At 64.2% G+C, this 19631-nt stretch carries 16 protein-coding genes and 2 pseudogenes; 15 read left to right on the top strand and 3 right to left on the bottom strand.

The genetic code is table 11. The features are described from left to right. Positions 1 to 159: 159 nt before the first annotated feature. Both EJ067_RS08270 and EJ067_RS08265 read left to right on the top strand, forming a co-directional pair. A pseudogene (locus EJ067_RS08270) lies at positions 160 to 332 on the top strand (NAD(P)-dependent oxidoreductase); the annotation flags it as partial. 346 nt (positions 333 to 678) lie between these two features. Then, a complete protein-coding gene (locus EJ067_RS08265; protein WP_126085518.1) occupies positions 679 to 1314 on the top strand; it encodes a response regulator transcription factor in 636 nt (211 codons plus the stop codon). A gap of 189 nt (positions 1315 to 1503) precedes the next feature. Here EJ067_RS08265 and EJ067_RS08260 read toward each other — a convergent pair whose 3' ends face one another. Further along, complete coding sequence (locus EJ067_RS08260; RefSeq protein WP_126085517.1) at positions 1504 to 1848, bottom strand: hypothetical protein; 345 nt, start codon at positions 1846 to 1848, stop codon at positions 1504 to 1506. Positions 1849 to 2011: 163 nt separating this feature from the next. On the opposite strand from EJ067_RS08260, the gene EJ067_RS08255 reads away from it, so the two are divergent. The 8 genes from EJ067_RS08255 (at position 2012) to EJ067_RS35165 (ending at position 10031) form a co-directional block, all read left to right on the top strand. Further along, entirely contained in the window at positions 2012 to 4909 is a 2898-nt protein-coding gene (locus EJ067_RS08255) for a phosphoenolpyruvate carboxylase (RefSeq protein ID WP_245468214.1), read from the top strand. Between the two features lie 43 nt (positions 4910 to 4952). Further along, positions 4953 to 6257 carry a serine hydroxymethyltransferase gene (glyA, locus tag EJ067_RS08250; protein ID WP_126085516.1) on the top strand — a complete coding sequence of 435 codons (1305 nt, stop codon included), beginning with the start codon at positions 4953 to 4955 and terminating at the stop codon, positions 6255 to 6257. A gap of 425 nt (positions 6258 to 6682) precedes the next feature. Next, positions 6683 to 7000: a hypothetical protein gene (locus EJ067_RS08245; protein ID WP_126085515.1), complete on the top strand. Its 318-nt coding sequence runs from the start codon at positions 6683 to 6685 to the stop codon at positions 6998 to 7000. An 11-nt stretch (positions 7001 to 7011) separates the two neighbouring features. Further along, the gene (locus tag EJ067_RS08240) at positions 7012 to 7395 is read left to right on the top strand and encodes a hypothetical protein (RefSeq protein WP_126085514.1); all 384 of its coding nucleotides are present in this window, start codon (positions 7012 to 7014) and stop codon (positions 7393 to 7395) included. A 10-nt stretch (positions 7396 to 7405) separates the two neighbouring features. Then, entirely contained in the window at positions 7406 to 7573 is a 168-nt protein-coding gene (locus EJ067_RS08235; protein ID WP_168247624.1) for a hypothetical protein, read from the top strand. A gap of 10 nt (positions 7574 to 7583) precedes the next feature. After that, positions 7584 to 8981: an amino acid permease gene (locus EJ067_RS08230; protein WP_126085513.1), complete on the top strand. Its 1398-nt coding sequence runs from the start codon at positions 7584 to 7586 to the stop codon at positions 8979 to 8981. Positions 8982 to 9039: 58 nt separating this feature from the next. Continuing rightward, positions 9040 to 9738: a hypothetical protein gene (locus tag EJ067_RS08225; protein WP_126085512.1), complete on the top strand. Its 699-nt coding sequence runs from the start codon at positions 9040 to 9042 to the stop codon at positions 9736 to 9738. Positions 9739 to 9746: 8 nt separating this feature from the next. After that, the gene (locus EJ067_RS35165) at positions 9747 to 10031 is read left to right on the top strand and encodes a hypothetical protein (protein ID WP_126085511.1); all 285 of its coding nucleotides are present in this window, start codon (positions 9747 to 9749) and stop codon (positions 10029 to 10031) included. 166 nt (positions 10032 to 10197) lie between these two features. Here EJ067_RS35165 and EJ067_RS08215 read toward each other — a convergent pair. Then, positions 10198 to 11315: pseudogene (locus tag EJ067_RS08215) on the bottom strand (FAD-binding oxidoreductase). A 111-nt stretch (positions 11316 to 11426) separates the two neighbouring features. Between EJ067_RS08215 and EJ067_RS08210 the strand changes: the two are divergent. The 5 genes from EJ067_RS08210 to EJ067_RS08190 all read left to right on the top strand — a co-directional run bounded on the left by EJ067_RS08210 (position 11427) and on the right by EJ067_RS08190 (position 18160). Next, the gene (locus EJ067_RS08210) at positions 11427 to 12332 is read left to right on the top strand and encodes a LysR family transcriptional regulator (RefSeq protein ID WP_126085510.1); all 906 of its coding nucleotides are present in this window, start codon (positions 11427 to 11429) and stop codon (positions 12330 to 12332) included. Positions 12333 to 12422: 90 nt separating this feature from the next. Beyond that, on the top strand, positions 12423 to 14507 hold the full coding sequence (locus tag EJ067_RS08205; RefSeq protein WP_126085509.1) for a hydantoinase/oxoprolinase family protein: 2085 nt from the start codon (positions 12423 to 12425) through the stop codon (positions 14505 to 14507). Between the two features lie 4 nt (positions 14508 to 14511). Continuing rightward, positions 14512 to 16497: a hydantoinase B/oxoprolinase family protein gene (locus tag EJ067_RS08200; RefSeq protein ID WP_126085508.1), complete on the top strand. Its 1986-nt coding sequence runs from the start codon at positions 14512 to 14514 to the stop codon at positions 16495 to 16497. Then, entirely contained in the window at positions 16494 to 16796 is a 303-nt protein-coding gene (locus EJ067_RS08195) for a (2Fe-2S)-binding protein (RefSeq protein WP_126085507.1), read from the top strand. Before EJ067_RS08200 ends, EJ067_RS08195 begins: the two co-directional genes overlap by 4 nt. Next, complete coding sequence (locus tag EJ067_RS08190) at positions 16793 to 18160, top strand: FAD/NAD(P)-binding oxidoreductase (RefSeq protein ID WP_126085506.1); 1368 nt, start codon at positions 16793 to 16795, stop codon at positions 18158 to 18160. The genes EJ067_RS08195 and EJ067_RS08190 overlap by 4 nt, the downstream gene beginning before the upstream one ends. 23 nt (positions 18161 to 18183) lie before the next feature. Here EJ067_RS08190 and EJ067_RS08185 read toward each other — a convergent pair whose 3' ends face one another. Continuing rightward, complete coding sequence (locus EJ067_RS08185) at positions 18184 to 19509, bottom strand: FAD-binding oxidoreductase (RefSeq protein ID WP_126085505.1); 1326 nt, start codon at positions 19507 to 19509, stop codon at positions 18184 to 18186. Positions 19510 to 19631 lie beyond the last annotated feature (122 nt).

The following is a 19631-nucleotide window of genomic DNA, read 5'->3' as shown; positions in this document are numbered from 1 at the left end:
ACGCTCTAGAAATGGCCGGCCCTGTAGCGCGTCTCGCCAGGCAGAACCGGTACGAAGGCTTGCAGGACGTTGCTTCCGATCGGTGGCGTGCGCCGGCCTTCGCCATCACTTGAACGATGCGAGGCTACCGCTCAGCCAACTCTGTTCGCGCCGATGTCTGCGCGGCAACTTCCATCCATCGAGGCAGTGCTGGCGGAGTCCGACTTCGTCTCGCCGCATTGTCCAGGCGGAGCCGAAAACAGGCATCTGATTGACGGAGCAAGGCTCTCAATCATGCAGCCGACGCCTTCCTCATCAATCTGGCGCGCGGAGATATGATCGACGAGACATCCACGCGCTCGACAAGGGGGTGATTGCTGGAGCGGGGGCTCGACGTCTGGGCCGGAGACGGTGCCGGCCGCAGCGCGCGCACGGCTCATCCCTCGCGAAGGCCCAATCCAACAGTGCGTCGAACTGACCGATTGTACTAGAAGGAAAATAAAATTCATGATATGAATGGAGATCCTGGCGCGGATCTGGTCGATAGGGGATCAATGCCGAAAGGTGGTCGAAGCAGGAAAGTGGTCGGCCAGCGTAGGGATTGCAAGGGAGAGGGCGCAAGCGACGAAGGCCGGGAACGCGCATGAATGCCGCCGAGTCTAGGATCAGCGCCAATGTGTCGGGACTTAGGTGGAGTCAATGCCCGAAAAGAGCAGATTCAGGATCTTGATTGGAGAGCGCAATCCGCTCGTGGTCGCTGCCCTTGGGGATATGATCTCGCGGGATGACCGCTTCGATCTCGTTGGTAGCGTCCAGGCCGGTGAGGCTTTTCTCCGGGCGGCGTCAGCCTCAACTCCTCAGTTCGACCTCGCCGTGCTCGGGTGGAAATTGTCGGATATGGACGCCGGCGCTGTCATGACGGAGATGCAGCGGCGCAGCCTGCATGCGCGCCTCGTGATCTTTTCCAACGATCACGACATCGCCATCCTCAAGCAGTGCGTGCGCCTTGGCGTCCAGGGGTTCTGCTACCAGTTCGACGACCCAGCGGTCCTCTTCGACACCTTGGTCGCGGTCGCCAATGGCCGGATTTGCATCCCCTACCTGGACGTCTCGAAAATCAACGACACGCCGATGTCGCGGCTGACGATACGGGAACGCGAACTGCTTTCGGTGCTGGCCGACGGCTGGACGAATCTGCAGATCGCCACCCGGACCGGAATCTCAGAGAACACAGTCAAATACCACCTGAGGAACCTCTACGACAAACTTGACGTCCGCAACCGGGCGATGGCTGTGGCGCTCTACGCCGGCGAGAAAAATCGAGGCCGCGTTTGAACTCGCCGTAAGGGTTTTGCCATGGCCTGCATTGCTGCCCTTGGCAATCCGTTATGCGGGACAGCCGTGACGGCCTGGTGGCTACTCGGTCCTCGCGCTATTCACAGTTGTCCGGGCGGCTTTGAAGCAATCCGTGACAGCTGGCCCCTCTCCACGGAAAGTCCGGGTGCTGCGGTTCGTCCGTTCGTGTCAGGGATAAGCGGGTAGGGCGCCAGGGTCTGCCCGCGCAGCAAATAGGGGCATCGCAAGCCTTGCTGCGTCAGCATAAAGCATCCGTTCTGAGGCGCGAACCAGATCCCTGCCGATGATCGCTTCCAGAACACCTTGTGTTCTGAGCGGCATCAGATCGGTGCAGTCGCTCATTCTGACGAAAACGCTGCTGATCGGTATGGCAACGCCATGGATCGGAACGAGCGGCTCTTCGTCTTTCTCGCCCCATTCCTCGAGCGCCTCGAGCGCTTCGTGAAAAGCGTTCTGCAGGGTGATCGGGGCATGCCCTTCAAAGAGATCCGGAAACACCTTGTGCATATCCATGTCCAAGTCCTCCCGAGGTCCCCTATGAAACACGCTGAGCTAGCGCGGTTATGGATATGAACCGCAGCTCAATCGTGTTGCTTTTTCCTTTAAGGCAACATGTTTGCATAACAGTTAACTGACGTCCAGAGCCAAAACGCGCTGGACCAATGTTGGCAAGATCGTGATTCATGCCTGGTTCGACGCCCAGGTCGGCCCTGCGGATCATCATCCGGTCGGTGCCCCGACCCACCCAAACGAACGGCAAATCTACCCGTCCGGGCGTTTTCAAGACGGCGGAAAGTCTATCTGCTTCCAGATGGAGAATCCCGAGATATCCGCCTCATTCGGCGAGCTCGGGACAACGCTTGGAAGAATGGGTGCCGTTTTGAACGACAGCAGACCACTCAGCTGTCACGAGGACGTCAGGAGCCTGCTTTTCAGGCTCCTGACGACCGTCGTCAGCGCACGGGAACCCGGGCTGGGGGATGTTCTGACCGGGCGTGCAAGCCTCGACACCCTCACCGACGCTCAGCGCATTCCGGCCCTGCAGGCGACAGGGATATGGTTTCAGCTTGTCGCGATCGCGAACGAACTGCTGGCAATGCGTTCACGCCGCGAGCTTGAGCAGATGGGCGGCGCGGACGAAGTGATCGGCTCTTTCGCCAACGTCATCGGCGAAATAAAAGCCGCCGGTTACCCGGCCGAGGAGATCCAGACCGCCCTCGACACACTGAGTGTCGGTCCAACCATGACCGCCCACCCGACCGAGGCAAAACGAGTCACAGTTCTCGAAATCCACCGACGCATCTATCGCAAGCTCACCGACCTCGAACAGCAGCGGTGGGCGCCGCGCGAGCATCAACAATTGATCGACGATCTCAGGAGCGAGATCGAGCTGCTGTGGATGTCGGGTGAGTTGCGGCTTGAACGCCCCTCGGTCGAAAGTGAGATTGCTTGGGGCCTGCATTTTTTCCGCGAGGTGATCTTCGAGGCGACCCCGAAGATCTATGATGCCGTCGAGGAAGCGCTCGCCTGTCATTACCCGAAATACGATCTCAAAGTGCCATCCTTCATGCGCTACGCGTCGTGGATCGGCGGCGACCGTGACGGCAATCCGAATGTGACTGCGAGCACTACCGCTTGCGCGCTCAAGGAATCGCGCCAGGCGATTATCGGCTGGTACATCCAGCAGGTTCGCCGACTGGTCACGGTGCTAAGCGTCAGCGCCAATGTCGTCGACATCCCGGAAGACTTCAACAAGGCGCTGGCCCAGGCGCTGCATCGGAGCGGCGCGGCTCGCGAGATTGCGGCGCGCAATCCGGGAGAGCCGCTGCGGCAGTTCGCGGCCGCGATGCTGGATCGCTTGCGGGCCATGCTCGGCGAGACCGCGGCCAAGCCGTATGCCCGCCCGGAGTTGTTCAAGACCGACCTGCGCCACCTCGAAACGGTGCTTGCCAAATTGGGTGGCAATCTCGTTGCGCGGCGCTTCGTCCGCCCCTTGCGCCAGCAGGTCGAAACCTTCGGCTTCCGCACGGTCGCATTGGACATTCGCCAGAACTCGACGGTCGTCAATCGAGTGCTGGCCGAGCTTTTCAGGCTTACAGATGGGGATCAGGCGCCCGCGCCCGATACGCCACAATGGAGCCTGCGCATTCGTAATGCCCTCAGTACTGGCGAGAAGCTTGGGATCGACCGGGGCGCTCTCTCCGCGGAGGCGCGCGAGCTTCTTGACCTGTTCGACGTCATTCGCGGGGCCGCGTCTGGACTGAACGGCGGTGCTGTGGGCGCCTTCATCCTGAGTATGACACGCTCTTGCGATGACTTGCTTGCGGTCTATCTGCTCGGCCAGTTTTGCGGCATGGCCACCGTGCTCGACGGCAGCGGCACAATCGGACTGCGTGTCGTGCCACTTTTCGAGACCATTGCCGACCTGCGTGCCGCCCCCGACATTTTAGACCGGCTGCTGGCCGTCTCGATCGTGCGCCGTTCGTTGAGCGACTTCTCCAACCGACAGGAAGTCATGCTGGGATATTCCGACTCGAACAAGGATGGCGGGTTCCTCGCTTCGAACTGGGAGTTGAACAAGACGCAGAGACGTATCCACGCCCTCGGTCAGAAGCGGAAGATCAAGATCAGCTTTTTCCATGGCCGTGGCGGTTCGGTCAGCCGGGGCGGTGCGCCGACGGGCCGCGCGATCGCCGCCCAGCCCGCCGGCACGGTCGGCGGAGCCATGCGCGTGACGGAGCAGGGCGAGGTGGTGTCGTCGAAATTCGCCAATCGTGGCACGGGGCGTTACCAGCTCGAAATCTTCGCCGCGAGCGTTTTTGCCCACAGCGTCAAATCGGCCAACGAACCCGAGCTCAGGGACATCCCCGAGTTCAACGAGGCTCTGGAGGCGTTGACCGGCATGTCGCAGGCGTCCTATTGGAGCCTTATCAACGAGCCGGGTTTTATCGACTATTTCCATCAGGCGAGTCCTGTGGAGGAACTGTCGCTGCTCAAGATCGGATCGCGTCCGGCCCGCCGCTTCGGGGCCCGCGACATTTCCGACCTGCGCGCCATCCCCTGGGTTTTCGCGTGGAGCCAAAACCGGCATCTGCTGACCAATTGGTACGGCATCGGCAGCGCGCTCAATTCCTTCCTCAACGTTCGCGGCAGCGCCGGATTGGAGCTGCTCAGACAGATGTTCGAGCGCTCGCGCTTCTTCCGTCTCATCGTCGATGAGGTCGACAAGGGAATTTACCAGACCGACATGGAAATCGGCCGGCTCTATGCCGGTCTGGTCCAAGATCGCGAGGTGGGTGAACGGATCTACCGCAAGATCGCCACCGAATATCTGCTGACCCGAAAGATGATCGCCGAGGTCCATGGCGGTCTGAAGGTCTCGCAGCGCTTCCCTGCCTTCAAGCAGCATTTCGATCGCATCAGGCCGCAGATGGACGGCATACACCGATTGCAGGTGCAGCTCTTGCGCGAGGTCCGCGCACAGGACGGCTCCACCGCAAAACCAAAGCGTGCGGTCAACGCGCTTTTGCTTTCGATCAACTGCATTTCAACCGGCCTTGGCTGGACTGGGTGAGTAGCAATCTTGACGCAAGCGTCGCGTCGCAAGGGAGGAGCTTATGAACATATCGACCAAGCTTGGCACCGGTGCCTCAGGCCGTTTCTTCCGCGCCGGCGTGGCCACTACAGACCATGCCGTCAGCGACTCCATGAAGCGCGAACTCACACGCCAGCGCGACGAGATCGAGCTGATCGCTTCCGAAAATATCGTCTCCAAGGCGGTGCTCGAGGCACAAGGTTCGGTGCTGACCAACAAATATGCAGAGGGCTATCCGGGCCGCCGGTACTATGGCGGCTGCCAATTCGTGGACGAGGTCGAGGATCTGGCGCGCGAGCGCGCCAAGACATTGTTTGGCTGCTCGTTCGCCAACGTCCAGCCGAACTCTGGCAGCCAGGCCAACCAATCGGTTTTCATGGCGCTGATGCAGCCTGGTGATACCTTTCTGGGTCTCAACCTCGCCGCCGGCGGACATCTCACCCACGGCGCGCCGGTCAACCAATCCGGCAAGTGGTTCAATGTCGTTTCCTACGGGGTTCGCCCCGATACTCATCGCATCGACCTCGATGAGGTGCGCGATCTGGCACGCAAGCATCGGCCCAAGGTGATCCTTGCGGGCGGCTCCGCCTATCCGCGCATTATCGATTTCGGTGCCTTTCGCGAGATCGCCGACAAAGTCGACGCCAAGCTGTTCGTGGACATGGCGCATTTTGCAGGCCTGGTTGCTGGCGGCGTCCACCCCAACCCTCTTGAGCACGCCCACGTGGTGACCACAACCACCCATAAGACCCTACGCGGCCCGCGTGGCGGCATGGTGCTATCCAACGATGACGAGATCGGCAAGAAGATCAACTCGACGGTGTTCCCCGGCCTCCAAGGGGGACCGCTAATGCACGTAATCGCCGCAAAAGCAGTCGCTTTCGGCGAGGCGCTGGCGCCCGAATTCAAGGTCTATGCGGCAAACGTTGTGGCCAATGCCAAGGTCCTTTCCGAGACCCTCGCTCAGGGGGGCGTTGATATCGTCTCGGGCGGTACCGACACGCATTTGATGTTGGTCGACTTGCGGCGCAAACGATTGACTGGCAAGTCTGTTGAGGCCGCACTCGGTCGCGCTCACATCACCTGCAACAAGAATGGCATCCCATTCGACCCGCAGGGCCCGATGGTGACGTCGGGCATCCGCCTAGGCAGCCCGGCATGCACCACACGCGGCTTGCTCGCGGAAGAATTCCGTCAGGTCGGACGCCTGACGATGAGCGTGATCGATGGGTTGGCTGCCAATGGCGAGGCCGGCAACGCCGCAATCGAGGCGGCCGTGCGCGAGGAAGTGCACGACCTGGTCAGCCAATTCCCGATCTACGACTGATTCGTGGAACGATTCAGCTTGATAGAACTGGTGGTAAAGAAATTGCTTCCCAAGCAATTCCGGACGGAAAGCCGCTACACACTTTTCCTGGAATTGCTCTAGCGAGCGATCGTCGATCGTGACGACGGCTTGAATTTCCACCCAGGCAACCCGAGTGGCAAGGCTTCCGGCGGTCGCGTTCCGCGATCGAAAAATGCGTTCGCCCCGCGATCTGGTTTGAGGTGTCGCGAACGCGTGCGCGCGGATGCAAACCCCATATCCGGGTTAGATCTGTTCAGGAACATCTCTGCCTTACCGACGCCATCCACTATCTGCACCGCGTCACTTGACAGGAAATTAACTTTGCCGGATATTCCTGTTGGGAAATTAATTTTCCCATACGAAAAAGCGCAACGAAGCCGAAAATGGCCGTCCGGAGGAGAACAATGGAAGCAACAATCAATAGTCGAGCTGGCGAATTCAGCCTCAATCAGCGCATCGACAAAATGCACGCTCGCGACCGCGCAGGCCTGTTGGCGTTCGTTGTCGTTCTATGGGGCACACTTTTGTTCGCGCTGTTCAGCGTCTGGCCATTCATTTCAATCCCCGCCATGCGCGTTATCCTGTCGGTCGCATGCGCGTTGGTGCTGGTTTTCAACACGGCGGCCATAGTCGCCATGCTGCGCCACTACGCCGAAGACAAACACTTCATCTACGGACTTGACATCAAGCATCTCGACGAGATGCGCAGGCGTCGGGGCTAAGGAGCTAGCAAATGGCATATCAACCTCCCAAACAGGGCCTCGCCGGTCAGGTCTTCGACGTCATTACCCTGCTCGTGCTGACCGTGGGCGCTCTCTATTTGCCGCTTTACCTGGGCTTTGCCGGGGCAGCCAAAACGCCCAACCCGATCGCCAACCCGACCTGGGAAGCGCTCGGTCAGAATCCGACCGAGGCCAAGCAATGGGCGGCGATTGGAATTACCGACCCGGCTGCCGCGAACGACATCATCACCGCGCGCTTCGATTACAGCTTCAACTGGCTCCCGCTGATCGTCATGGCGGTGCTGGTCATTGGCTATTTTGTTTTGGTCGTGCGGCTTTCCGACAGGGAATATCGCGAAGTGATCGAAGAACGCTTCGATCCAAAGCGGCGATAGGGAGCCAATCATGGATATCTGGAACATTCTCGAATACGTCGCCTGGGCCCTGTCAGCCATGTTCGGTGCGCTGATGCTCATCAACCTCATTCGCATCGACACCACCTACGACAACGAGTTGCTGACCTCATCCCGCGAAGGCGAGATCGAGGTGACGGCCGAGCGCCACCAAATCTGAGGGGACGGAAATGGCAAACGTGACTGCAACCGCACCCGCAACCGAGCGCCTTCAGCTCCTGCGCGTGCTCGGCCCCGCCCATATCTGGGCTCTCGGCGTCGGCATCGTGCTGGTCGGCGAATATATGGGCTGGAACTTCTCTGTCGGCAAAGGCGGCATGATCGCAGGACTTGCCGCCTGCTGGGTGGCAGGCCTGCTCTACACATGCGTGGCGATGATCGATTCCGAAGTGACGTCTACCATTGCCGCCGCTGGCGGCCAGTACGCTCAAGCCAAGCACATCGTCGGGCCGTTGATGGCCTTCAATGTCGGCCTGTTCCTTGTCATGGCCTACACCATGCTCGAGGCCGCCAACGCGATCACCGTCGGCTACCTGCTCGACACGGTCGCGGGGATGATGGGCCATACCGGCCTCAACCAGAAGCCGTTCATCATCCTTTCCATCATGTTCCTGGCATGGCTCAACTTCCGCGGTGTCTTGGCCACACTGACCTTCAATCTGGTGATCACCGCCATTGCCTTCCTGGCAATCATTGCGCTGTTCGTATCGGTGCAACTGGGCGCCTCAGCCGTGGCGATGGACTTTTCGGCGATCACCTCGGCCCCGCTGCCCTACGGCTGGATCGGCATCGTCGCGGCGTTGCACTTCGGCTTGTGGTACTATCTCGGCATCGAAGGAACCTGCCAGGCCGCCGAAGAAGTGCGATCGCCAGCGCGTTCGCTGCCCTACGGGACCATGGCCGGCATCATGACGCTGCTAATCGCCGCGACCATGACCTGGTATGTCTGTTCCGGCCTCCTGCCTTGGGAATATCTCGGCCAGGCCGGCACGCCGCTCTTTGACGCCGCGCGCGTCACGGGCAACGTCGGCTTGATGGTCCTTCTCTTCGTAGGCACGATGTTTTCGACGCTCGCCTCGGCGAACGGATGCATCAACGACGCCTCGCGCGCCTGGTTCTCGATGGGCCGCGACCGCTACCTGCCGAGTTGGTTCGGCGCGGTGCACCCAGTCTATCGCACGCCATACCGATCGATCGTGTTCCTGGTTCCCATCGCGCTCATTTTCGCGCTTGGCGCGCCGCTCGACCAGGTCGTGACCTTCTCGATCCTCTCGGGCTTGCTCGGCTACACCTTCATGACCTTCAATATGGTCATGTTCCGGCGCAAATGGCCGCTCGAAACGATCAAGCGCGGCTATGTGCATCCGCTCCACCCGCTGCCGACGATCGTCCTGCTGACGCTGTGCGCCGCCGCGTACTTCGCTGTGTTCCTTGGCTACGGCACGCAGCTCAGCGCGATGATGTGCTTCTACATTGTGGCATCGCTCTGGTTCCATTTCCGGCGCTATCGGTTCGTGCGTCGGGGCGACCAGTTCACCATGCCCTGGCCGAAGCCGCGCGGTTACTGAACCTGTCAGACGTGGCGGCGCGCTCTTCCGCCGCCACGTCCTCATCAAGGCGATCTCGATGATCATCACCATCACTCTTTCCGCTTTCATCGCTGCTGCTGGCGCCTGGATAGGCAAGCGCGCGATCAGCGACCATCGTGCCTCCCTCGCGAAACGCAGGGGGCTTCTTGACGAGGCGGCGAGGTCTTTCCCCGATGCGCGGATCAGCTTCGCCCCCGATCACTTTCCCATTCTTGTCAGCCGCCTTGAGGACGGCAGGCAGGTGCGGATCGAACTCCTTGCCGACACAATGGTCACACGTCGACTGCCGCAGCTCTGGCTCCGGGTGACACTCAGCGAAGTCAACGAACGCAACCGGCCAGCGATTGGCGTGCTCGCCCGCCCGACCGGTGCTGAATACTATTCGCTTGTCCATGACTTGCCTGAATGGATGGCGCCACCAGAGATGGACGCATCAGTGTTGATGCGCGGCGATGGTCGCGCCACTGCCTGCCAGGTTGAGCGCGCGGTAGCGATCTTCCGTAACCTCTTTGCCGATTCCGCCGTTAAGGAAGCCGTCATTTCGCCGCGCGGTACCCGGGTCATCCGCCAGGCCGCCCAGGGTGAGCGCGGCGCACACCTATTGCTGCGGCAGATCCGCTTTGCGGTCACCACGATTTCCGCCGATCTCGTCAGCAAGGCAGTCGCGGAGGCGCAGTCCCTGAGCGAGGCGCTGGCCGCGGGCGGCGCCATCACCGCTACCCAAGAAGCCGCCTGAGGTCGCCGATGGCTAAACCAATAAATCCTTACCTGGTCCTCGCCATGGCGATCCTCTGCCCCGGGGGCGGTCATTTTGCCGTACGCGATCCAAGGCGCGGGCTGGCGTTCGCTTTCTTCGTGCTTTTCTTTTCAGTGATCAGCTATATGACGACAACCCCGGATCAATCGTTCATCGGGCGACATGCGTTCGGGTTGTTCGTGTGGGCACTGTCGATCCCAGATGCCTATCGTCGGGCTCGGGTCCTGGCGACGGCCGCGGCAGGCGGGGGGCATCAAAGCCGTCTCGCTTGAGCGACGAGATTGCGAGATGCCCCGAATGGCGCGAGGGCTGCGGCGTACGTGCACAAAGGCGTGTCGGCTTTGCGCTCAATCTCGGCCGCTGCAGTAAGCTCTGGCGTTTCCTAAAACGGTCATTGCTAGTGACCTCGAGGAGGCCAATCGCGATCGATTCGTTTCGTTAGGCTTCTCGGCTGAAGCGATCGATACTGAAATCATCGAGCGGCGTTTCGCAATGGCCGGTCGTGATGAGTTCGGCCATGGCGTCACCCACGCCCGGTCCGAGCTGGAAGCCGTGCCCGCAGAAGCCGAAGGCATGAAACAGGCCTGGCGTCGTTGCCGATTGCCCGATCACCGGCAGCATATCCCGCACATAGCCCTCGCAGCCTGACCAGGTGCGGATGACCGCGGCCTGCGCGATTGCCGGCAGGAGCCGCGCGACGGCGCGCAATTGCACCGGAAGGCGCGCGGGATCGGCCTTCGCATGGCCCGGATCCAGGTCCACCGACACTCTTTCGGCTGCGCCGCCGAAGACGATGTTGCCCCGCTCGACCTGACGCAGATAGGCGCCATAGTCCTTGTCGCGCGTCCAGATGCCGACCACCGGCAGGATCCGATGCGGCAGCGGCTCGGTGACGCCCATCTGCGGGCCGCGGGCGTCAAGCGGAACCGCCTCTCCGAACTGCGCCGCGATGCGCGCGCCCCAGGCGCCGGCGGTGTTGAGCAGGCACTCGGCGGCGAACGCGCCTTTTGAGCTGGCGACAAGAAAGCCGCCACCCGTGTGGCTGATCCTCTCGACCTCGGCATCCTCGATGATTTCCGCGCCGAGCTTGCGGGCGGCTTCGGCGAAGGCCGGCGCGATCAGCCGCGGATTGCCGCTGCCGTCATGCGGCGAGAAAGACGCGGCAATCGCATCCGGGCCGAGGCCGGGAAAGCAGGCATGGATCTCGCGCGGGGTGAGTTCCTCCAGCTCAAGCCCCCAAGGCCGCGCGGCTTGAGCATAGGCCCGCATGTCGGCGAGGCCCCCTCATCGAAGATCAGCCGGATGTGGCCGGTGGCGCGGAATTCCACGTCGCGGCCAAGCATTTTTTCCGCCTCGCCCCACAGGCTGAGCGAGCGATGGGCAAGCGGAAGCTGGGAGATATGCCGCCCGGTGCGCCGGATGTTGCCGAAGGAGGCGACGGTCGCCCCACTGCCGACCCGGTGGCGCTCGATCAGCGTCACGCGCGCGCCGCGCCTGGCGAGGAAATAGGCCGAAGCCGTCCCCATCAGGCCGCCGCCCAATACGATCACATCCATGGCGGCTCCTTGCGAACAGCACCCGAAGTTTGATCGATCTTGTCGCCGCCGCGGCATTGCGTCAAAGATGGGTTTGAACGACAGCCATAAGCTTTACCTATGGAGTGGGCAATGCGGGCCCGGCAGCTCGAAGTGTTCATCGCCGTCATGCGCGCAGGCACCGTGACCGCCGCGGCGCGGATGCTGAACATCTCGCAGCCCGCGCTCAGCCAGGTGCTGCTGCACACCGAGGACGAGCTCGGCTTCACCTTGTTCGAGCGCGTCAAGGGCCGGCTGCGGCCGACGCCCGAGGCGCTCGATATCTTCGCCGATGCCGAGCGGCTGTCGGCGGGGCTGGAGGGCCTTCGCCGCAAGACCACCGACCTGCGTCTCGGCCGTACTGGACTGGTTCGGGTGGCGGCCTCGCCGCCGCCGGCCATGGCGATATTGCCGCGCGCGTTCACCAGCTTCCGGGCGCAGCATCCCGACATATTGCTGCGTTCCCATATGGCGCCAATCGCCGCGATCGTCGACATGTTGCGTGCGGGAGATGCCAGCCTTGGCATCGCCATGGACGACCGCGTTCCTCCCGATATCGAGGCGGAAGTGATCGGCAGCGTCGGCTTCGCATGTCTTCTGCCCGCCGGGCATGCGTTGGCCATGAGGACCGAATTGACGCTCGCCGATCTCGCCGGCGAGGAGCTGATATCCTATCGCGGAAATACCCGCCCTGCCGACGAACTGGCCCACGCGGGCCGCGCGCAAGGTGTGGCCCTTTCACCATCGCTCGAGATCGACGTGTCGATCTCCGCCGTCGGCTTCGTCAAGGCCGGTTTGGGCATCGCGCTGGTCGACGCGCTGCTGCCTTGGCGCCAATTTGCCGGGCTTGCCGTCAGGCCGCTGGCGGCGGGACCGGAATTCCCGATCGCGCTGCTCACCTCGCGTACACGCGCGCTTGCGCGGGCCGATGAGATGATGCGCGACCACATCCGTACCGCCTGTTCCGCTGTCCTGTCCGGCGACAAAGCAAAGGCATAAGCAGGACTTATATGCTTACCCGTCATCCATCTTAGACCAGGACCCTCCGGTCGTGCCAGCTTTTGGCAGGCAGACAGGAAGGGATGCGTCATGGATGGTGCCATCGCTCGCGCGGCGGATGAGCCGCAAAACGGAGCCGACTGGAAGGTCGGCGTCGATATCGGCGGGACATTCATCGATTTCTGCGCGCTCGAAGCCCGCTCCGGCCACGTCGCCTCGCTGAAGGTGCTGACGACGCCGGACGATCCGGGCGCCGAGCTGATGACGGGTCTCACGCTCCTGGCCGAGCGCGAGGGCTTCGATCCCACCCGTATGACGCGCTTCGTGCACGGCACGACCGTCGGCATCAACACCGTCATCCAGCGCAAAGGCGCGCAGCTCGCGCTGTTCACCAATGCCGGCTTCGAGGACGTGATCGAACTGGCGCGGCTTCGCATGCCGGACATGTACTCGCTGTTCTGCGCGCGGCCGGATCCGCTGATCTTGCGCGACATGGTGTTCGGCATTCCGGCCCGCATGCGTGCCGATGGCAGCGAATCCCAGGCGCCGGACATGGCGGCCGTCGAGAGGGCTGTCGCGGCGGCGAAGGCGAACGGGGCGCAGGGGATCATCGTGTCCTTCCTCCATGCCTGGCGCAACGCTGCGCAGGAGGCCTCCGTCAAGGCTGCGATCGCGCGTCTTGCGCCGGACCTCTTCGTCTTCTCCTCGGCAGAGGTGTGGCCGGTGATCCGCGAATATGAGCGCAGTTCGACCGCCATCCTCAACGGCTATGTCCACCCGCGCGTGTCCGGCTATCTGACGGCGTTGGAAGAGCGGCTGAAGGCTCGCGGCGTGCCGGCGCGACCGATGCTGACGAAATCGAATGGCGGGCTGATGAACGCCGCCGAAGGCAAGCGTGCCTGCGTGAGCATGCTTTTGTCGGGAACGGCCTCCGGGGTCATCGGCGCGTCGTGGCTGGCGCGTCAGGCAGGCGAGGACAAGGTCCTTACCCTCGACATCGGCGGGACCTCGGCCGACTTCGCGCTCATCATCGGCGGCGAGGCGCAGTTCGGCACCGGCGAGCTGATCGGCGAGTTTCCGCTTCACATCCCATCCGTATCGGTCAGCTCGATCGGCGTCGGCGGCGGTTCGATCGCCAGTGTCGACGCGCAAGGCGTGCTGCGGGTCGGACCGGAGTCGGCCGGCTCGACGCCGGGACCGGCATGCTACGGGCGCGGCGGCGAGCGGGCGACGGTGACGGACGCCATGGTGGTGTGCGGATGGCTCGGCCACAGCGAGATGGCCTACGGCCAGCTCAGGATCGATACCGGACTGGCGCATCGCGCGGTCGGCGAACTGGCCGCGCGGCTCGGCCGCCCGGTCGAGCAGACCGCGCAGGCGATCCTCGACATCGCGGTGTCGGAAATGTTCGTCGAGGTCGAGAAGCTCGCCTCGCGCGCCGGCGTGGACCTGCGCGATTTCACGCTGATGCCTTTCGGCGGCGGCGGCCCGATGCTCGGCGCCTTCCTTGCCCGCGAACTCGGCATGAAGCGTGTCATGGCGCCGCGCCGCCCCGGCGTGGTGTCGGCGCTGGGCGGGCTGGTGGCGGACCTGCGCGGGGATTTCATCCGCACCATCTTCAGCCCGCTGACGGCTGCGTCGCTCCCCGAGATTCGCGAGGCCTTCGATGCTCTCGCGCAAGAGGGGCGCGGCTGGCTCGCGGCGCAGGGGTACGACGCGGCGGCTGAGCTCACTCTCTCCTGCGACATGCGCTATCTCGGCCAGAGCTACGAGATCGAGGTCGTCCTTTCACCGCAATGGCTGGCGGACGCCAACTCGGAGGCAATCGAGGAGGCCTTCCACCGCACTCATGAGCAGCTCTACGATTTTCACGACCCGCAGGGCGAGATCGAGCTTGTGAACGTGCGGCTGTCCGCCATCGGCGCGGGGCCGGCGCTCTCCTTCCCGGAGACAGACGAGATCGGCGCCGCCGCCATTCCGGCGCGCCGCCTTCCGGTCTACACGGGCGCGAGCCTCGAAGTCGTGGACCTCCACGACCGCCAGACCCTGGTGCCGGGCAGCACCTTCCGAGGCCCCGCCGTCGTCGTCCAGGAAGACACCACCTTTGCCATTCCCCCGGGAACGCAGGCACGGGTCGACCGCCATCTCAACCTTCTGCTGACCTTCGCGGAGTGACGCCATGTTTGACCGGACAAATTTGCAGGTTCTGGCGAACCATGCCCGCGCGGCAGCCGAGAACATGGCCCACACGCTGCACCGCACCGCGCATTCTGCCTTCGTCAAGGAGACGCAGGACTTCACGGTAATGCTGATGGACCGTTCTGGGGCGACCTTCGCCGTGCCGATGGAACTTGGCGCCACCTGGTATCCGGGGCTTTCCTATCACCGTGCGATCGCGATGGTGGGAGACTACCGGCCGGGTGACGTCGCCTTCACCAACGATCCTTATTCCGGCCACGTCGCCACGCACGCGCCCGACACGCATCTATGGAAGCCGGTCTTCGTCGACGGTGAGATCGTCGCCTGGACCGGAGGGCACATCCACAACACCGACATGGGCGGAGCGGTGCCGGCCTCGCTCAGCCGGGCGCTGACCGAAATCCATCAGGAAGGTATCCGCTTTCCGCCGATGAAACTGGTGAGGGAAGGCGTCTTCGACGACACAATCCTCAGGATCATGAGCACCAATGTGCGCAAGCCCGACCTCAACATCGGCGACATCAAGGCGCTGGTCGGTGCGCTCAACACCGGCGAGCGCAAGATCCAGGCGATGGTGAGAAAGTTCGGCAAGGCCGGCTTCATCGAAGGCGTTGCCGCGCTTCTCGACCATGCTGAGGCGCAGGCGCGCGACGTGTTGCGCTCCATGCCCGACGGCACCTGGGAATTCGCCGACTATGCCGACGAGGATTCGGTCGAAGCCAATCCCTGCCGGCTGAAGCTCAGGCTGACAATCAAAAGCGACGAGGCGGTGCTCGATTTCACCGGCTCCGACCCGCAGCTCGGCTCCTCGCTCAACGTGCCTTCGGGCGGCGACCCGCGCCACACCGTGCTTTTGGTCGGCGTCTATTACGTGCTCTACACGCTCAACCCGAAAATCCTGCTCAACACCGGCCTCACCCGGCCCTTCACCTGCATCACGCCTCAAGGTTCGGTGCTGAACCCGGTTCATCCCGCAGCCGTCGGCATGCGCTCGCTCACCTGCGCCCGGCTGCGTTCGGTCATCTTCGGCGCCTTCTCACAAGCCGTGCCGGATCGCCTGCCGGCAGCTCCGGCCGGCAACAACTGCATCGTCAACGTCATGACGGTCGATGAGCGGACCAGCCGGAGCGTCATCGCGGCGGTGAACCCCGTGGTGGGCGGCGGCGGGGCGATGCCGCATCGCGACGGCACCAACGGATCGGGCGCGGATGCCGCTTATCTCAAGAACACGCCGATCGAGATCACCGAGACCGAGACACCGGTCGAATTCGTGAAATACGGGCTCGCCAAGGACAGCGGCGGCGCGGGCCGCTGGCGCGGCGGGCTGGCGACCGAAATGGCTTTCCGCGTCTTTGCCCCCGACTCCAGGATCACGGCCCGCAACCGCGACCGCAGCTTCTTTCGTCCGTGGGGCGTGCTGGGCGGCAAGGCTGCCGGCCTGTCGGACATGGTCGTCAATCCGGGGGCCACGCACGAGCGGCGGCTGGGCAATATCGACACCGCGGTCCTGCAGCCCGGCGACGTGCTCGAGATCCGCTCCGCCGGGGGTGGCGGGCGCGGCGATCCGCTTGAACGCGAGCCCTGGCGGGTCGCGCAGGACGTGCGGCGCGGCTATGTCTCGCCAGCCGTGGCCGAGCGCGACTATGGCGTCGTCCTCTGCGACGGCGCGGTCGACCAGCAGGCGACGGAACTGTTGCGCGCGCGGCACAAGCCGTCCGCCAGCCATTTCCATTTCGGCCCGGAGCGCGAAGGCTACGAAGCGCAGTGGACGCCGGCGGCCTATGACCGGCTCCACGCCCTGCTGGACGTCTTACCCATCCATTGGCGGTTCTTCGCCAAGACCGAGATCTTCCGCCGCATGAAGGGGCGCTCCGGGCCGGACGGCGTCCAGGCGGCCTTCGACGCGGTTTGCGAACGCTTCCCGGAACTGCCGCGTCCTCACCGGATGCCAGAGGCCGCGGAATGATCACGCCCGGCCGCATCGTCCGGTTGGCCGAGCGCGACCGGGCAAAGGTGCAGTTCCTTCTTGACGGTGAAATGCGCGGCGCGCTGGCGGGCGACACGGTGCTGACCGCCATGCTGGCGTCGGGCCACGCTCTGCGAAAGTCCGAGTTCGGCCCCGAGCTGCGCGCCGGCTTCTGCCTGATGGGAGCCTGCCAGGATTGCTGGGTATGGCAGGACGACGGATCGCGTCTGCGCGCATGCACAACCCCTGTCACAGAAGGCATACGCTTGCGCACGACGCCGCCGGAGAGCTGGCCGTGAGCGAGACCCCGTCGCCGAGGATCGTGATCGTGGGCGCTGGCCCCGCCGGCATCAGGGCCGCGGCGACGCTGGTCGAGGCCGGGCTCCACCCAATGGTGATCGACGAAGGGAATCGCGCGGGCGGGCAGATCTATCGTCGCCCGCCTGCCGGGTTCGTCCGCACGCCGGAGCAGCTCTATGCGTCGGAGGCGACGAAGGCGCGCGCGCTGCATGCGCTGTTCGACCGGCTGGCCGAAGAGGGGCGGCTCACCCATTGCGCGCTGAGCTCCGTCATCGCCATGCACGAGGGGCGGCTGCACTTGCTGGGCGAGGGCGGCATGGAGGTGATCGGCTATGACCGCCTGATCCTTGCCACCGGCGCGTCCGACCGCGTCGCTCCAATCCCGGGCTGGCAGAACGCCGGCGTCTACAGTCTGGGTGCTGCGCAGATCGCTCTCAAGGCGCAGGGCGTGGCCCTCGGGCGGCGCATCGTCCTGATTGGATCAGGGCCCTTGCTGACGCTGGTCGGCGCTCAACTCCTCAAGGCTGGAGCTAACGTGGCGGCGGTGCTCGACACCTCTCCCTGGCGCCAGCAGATGCGTGGGTTCTGGGACCTCGCCGCCCGTCCGATCGTCGCGCTGCGCGGCCTTGTCCTGCGGGCGAGACTCGGCGGACGCTATCATGCGGGCGTGACGCTCGAGTGGATCGAGGCTGACGCGTCCGGTGTCGCGGCCTTGCGATGGCGCGATGCCGGTGGCCGGGAGCACCTCACCCCGTGCGATATGATCGGCATGGGCTGGCATCTGCGCGCCGAGACGCATCTGGCTGATCTGGCGGGTTGCGCCTTCACCTATGACGAGCAGTGGCGACAATGGCTGCCGAAGACCGACGAGATGGGTCGGGCCGGCAACGGCGTCTACGTTGCGGGCGACGGAGTCCGCCTTCTCGGGGCAGACGGCGCGGAGATCGCGGGCAGGCTCGCCGCGGCGGCGTGCCTGTCCGATCTCGGACATCCGGCGCCCTCGGCCAGCGGCGACCTGCGCAAGCTCGCGCGGCTCGAGCGCTTTGCCCGCGGCCTGGCGACCGCCTTTCCGTGGCCGGAGGCGATGGCACGGGCACTTCCCGACGAGGCTATCGTCTGCCGCTGCGAGAACGTGACGGCCGGAGCCGTACGCGAGAGCGTGGAACGCGGTGGCGGCGAGGCCAACAGGGTGAAATCGCAGTCGCGCGTCGGCATGGGTCGCTGCCAGGGACGCTATTGCCAACTGGCCGCCGCCGAACTCGTCGCAGGGCGGGCCGGCTGCACCGCCGGTGCTGTCGGCAGGTTCCGTGGGCAAGCTCCTGTCCGGCCGGCACCTGTCGGCGCCATTATCCGGGAACGCTGATGCAGTTCCAGAGGTCACGGGCTCTAGAAATCGGCGACCTTCCCCCAGGCCGGAGCATCGAAGCGCCGTGGATCGTAGGATGTCGGGTCGACGATCGGCTCCGACCCCGTGACCAGGTCGGCGACGAGGTGCCCCGCGCCGGGCCCGATGCCGAAGCCATGTCCCGAAAATCCGGCCGCCAGGAAGAAACCTGGAACCGTCTGGATCTCGCCGATCGCAGGCACGCCGTCCGGTGTGCTGTCGATGTAGCCGGCCCAGGCCGCGCTGATCTTGGTCCTTCTGAGATCGGGCAGCAGTTCGAGCGCGCGGGCGTGGGTGAGGCGGATCGTCGCCTGGTCAGGGACTGGATCGAGGATGCGCATGCGCTCCATCGGCGTCGGGTGGTCGAGCCGCCAGCGTTGCAGCGTCTCGTGGCCCGAGCGCATGCCCTCCAGCCCACCGGGCGCGAGGCTGCGCCACCGCTTCAGGAACATGGGAACGAACTGCGAGGAGAAGCGCAGCTGTTGCGGCGTGACGTCGACACGGCCGCGCCCGCTGATGGCGAGCGTGTAGCCGCCGTCGCCGCGACGCGTCGCGGAGATGCGCGCCGTGTGCAGCGCGTCCGGCAGGCCCTCGGCGCCTGGCGAGACGGACAGGATCGAGGAGCGGATCGAGGCCTGCGGAAAGCGGAAGCCGAACTGCCGGCAGAAGGAGGACGCCCAGGCACCGCCGGCCATGATCGCCACCTTCGTCCGGATCGTTCCGCGTTCGGTGACCACGCCGCTCAGGCGCCCGCCCTCGGTCTCGATGCCGCGCGCCGCGCAATTCTGGTGCACAGTGCTTCCGAGCTTCAGGATGGCGCGGGCGACCGCCGGCGCGGCCTGCGACGGGTCGGCGGTGCCGTCGGTCGGCGAGAAGACGCCGCCTTTCCAAGTCCGGCCCGTGGCGCGGCCGCGCGCGCCGGCCTCGGCGCTGTCGAGCATGTGCGTGATGACGCCGGCCGTCCTGGCGAAGTCGCGCCAGCGCGCCCAGCCGGCCAGTTCCGCTTCGTCATTGCTGAGATAAAGCAGGCCGCAGCGGCGGAAGCCGGTGTCCTCGCCGGTCTCCGCTGCAAAGCGCTCCCACAGATCAAGGCTGTGGGTCGCCATCGGCAGCTCGCGGGAGTCGCGGTTCTGCTGGCGGCACCAGCCCCAGTTCCGCGAAGACTGCTCGGCGCCGATGCGTCCCTTTTCGATAAGCGCCACCTTCATGCCGCGCCGCGCCAGGTAATAAGCCGCGAAGACGCCGACGATGCCGCCGCCGATCACCACCGCGTCCGCGGACTGCGGCAGTTGGCCAGATGTCTCGATTTGCTGCAGCGGCGCGCGCATGGTCCTCTCTGCCTTGAAGCCTCAGTCTAGCGTGCTTGGCAGGCAGTCGCTGCTGCAGTTGAGGCTGAAGCAGAATTTTATTTCGGCGACCGCGCTGAAATCGGGAGTCCTTGCGCTTCAAG

The organism is Mesorhizobium sp. M1D.F.Ca.ET.043.01.1.1 (assembly GCF_003952385.1).
Taxonomy (GTDB): Bacteria; Pseudomonadota; Alphaproteobacteria; order Rhizobiales; family Rhizobiaceae; genus Mesorhizobium.
Note: the sequence above shows the minus strand (reverse complement) of the source record. Positions and strands in the feature narration are given on the sequence as shown.

Coding starts and splice junctions, on each gene's coding strand:
- EJ067_RS08265 (WP_126085518.1), top strand. CDS start 679: ATGCCCGAAAAGAGCAGATTCAGGATCTTGATTGGAGAGCGCAATCCG.
- EJ067_RS08260 (WP_126085517.1), bottom strand. CDS start 1,848: ATGGATATGCACAAGGTGTTTCCGGATCTCTTTGAAGGGCATGCCCCG.
- glyA (WP_126085516.1), top strand. CDS start 4,953: ATGAACATATCGACCAAGCTTGGCACCGGTGCCTCAGGCCGTTTCTTC.
- EJ067_RS08245 (WP_126085515.1), top strand. CDS start 6,683: ATGGAAGCAACAATCAATAGTCGAGCTGGCGAATTCAGCCTCAATCAG.
- EJ067_RS08240 (WP_126085514.1), top strand. CDS start 7,012: ATGGCATATCAACCTCCCAAACAGGGCCTCGCCGGTCAGGTCTTCGAC.
- EJ067_RS08235 (WP_168247624.1), top strand. CDS start 7,406: ATGGATATCTGGAACATTCTCGAATACGTCGCCTGGGCCCTGTCAGCC.
- EJ067_RS08230 (WP_126085513.1), top strand. CDS start 7,584: ATGGCAAACGTGACTGCAACCGCACCCGCAACCGAGCGCCTTCAGCTC.
- EJ067_RS08225 (WP_126085512.1), top strand. CDS start 9,040: ATGATCATCACCATCACTCTTTCCGCTTTCATCGCTGCTGCTGGCGCC.
- EJ067_RS35165 (WP_126085511.1), top strand. CDS start 9,747: ATGGCTAAACCAATAAATCCTTACCTGGTCCTCGCCATGGCGATCCTC.
- EJ067_RS08210 (WP_126085510.1), top strand. CDS start 11,427: ATGCGGGCCCGGCAGCTCGAAGTGTTCATCGCCGTCATGCGCGCAGGC.
- EJ067_RS08205 (WP_126085509.1), top strand. CDS start 12,423: ATGGATGGTGCCATCGCTCGCGCGGCGGATGAGCCGCAAAACGGAGCC.
- EJ067_RS08200 (WP_126085508.1), top strand. CDS start 14,512: ATGTTTGACCGGACAAATTTGCAGGTTCTGGCGAACCATGCCCGCGCG.
- EJ067_RS08195 (WP_126085507.1), top strand. CDS start 16,494: ATGATCACGCCCGGCCGCATCGTCCGGTTGGCCGAGCGCGACCGGGCA.
- EJ067_RS08185 (WP_126085505.1), bottom strand. CDS start 19,509: ATGCGCGCGCCGCTGCAGCAAATCGAGACATCTGGCCAACTGCCGCAG.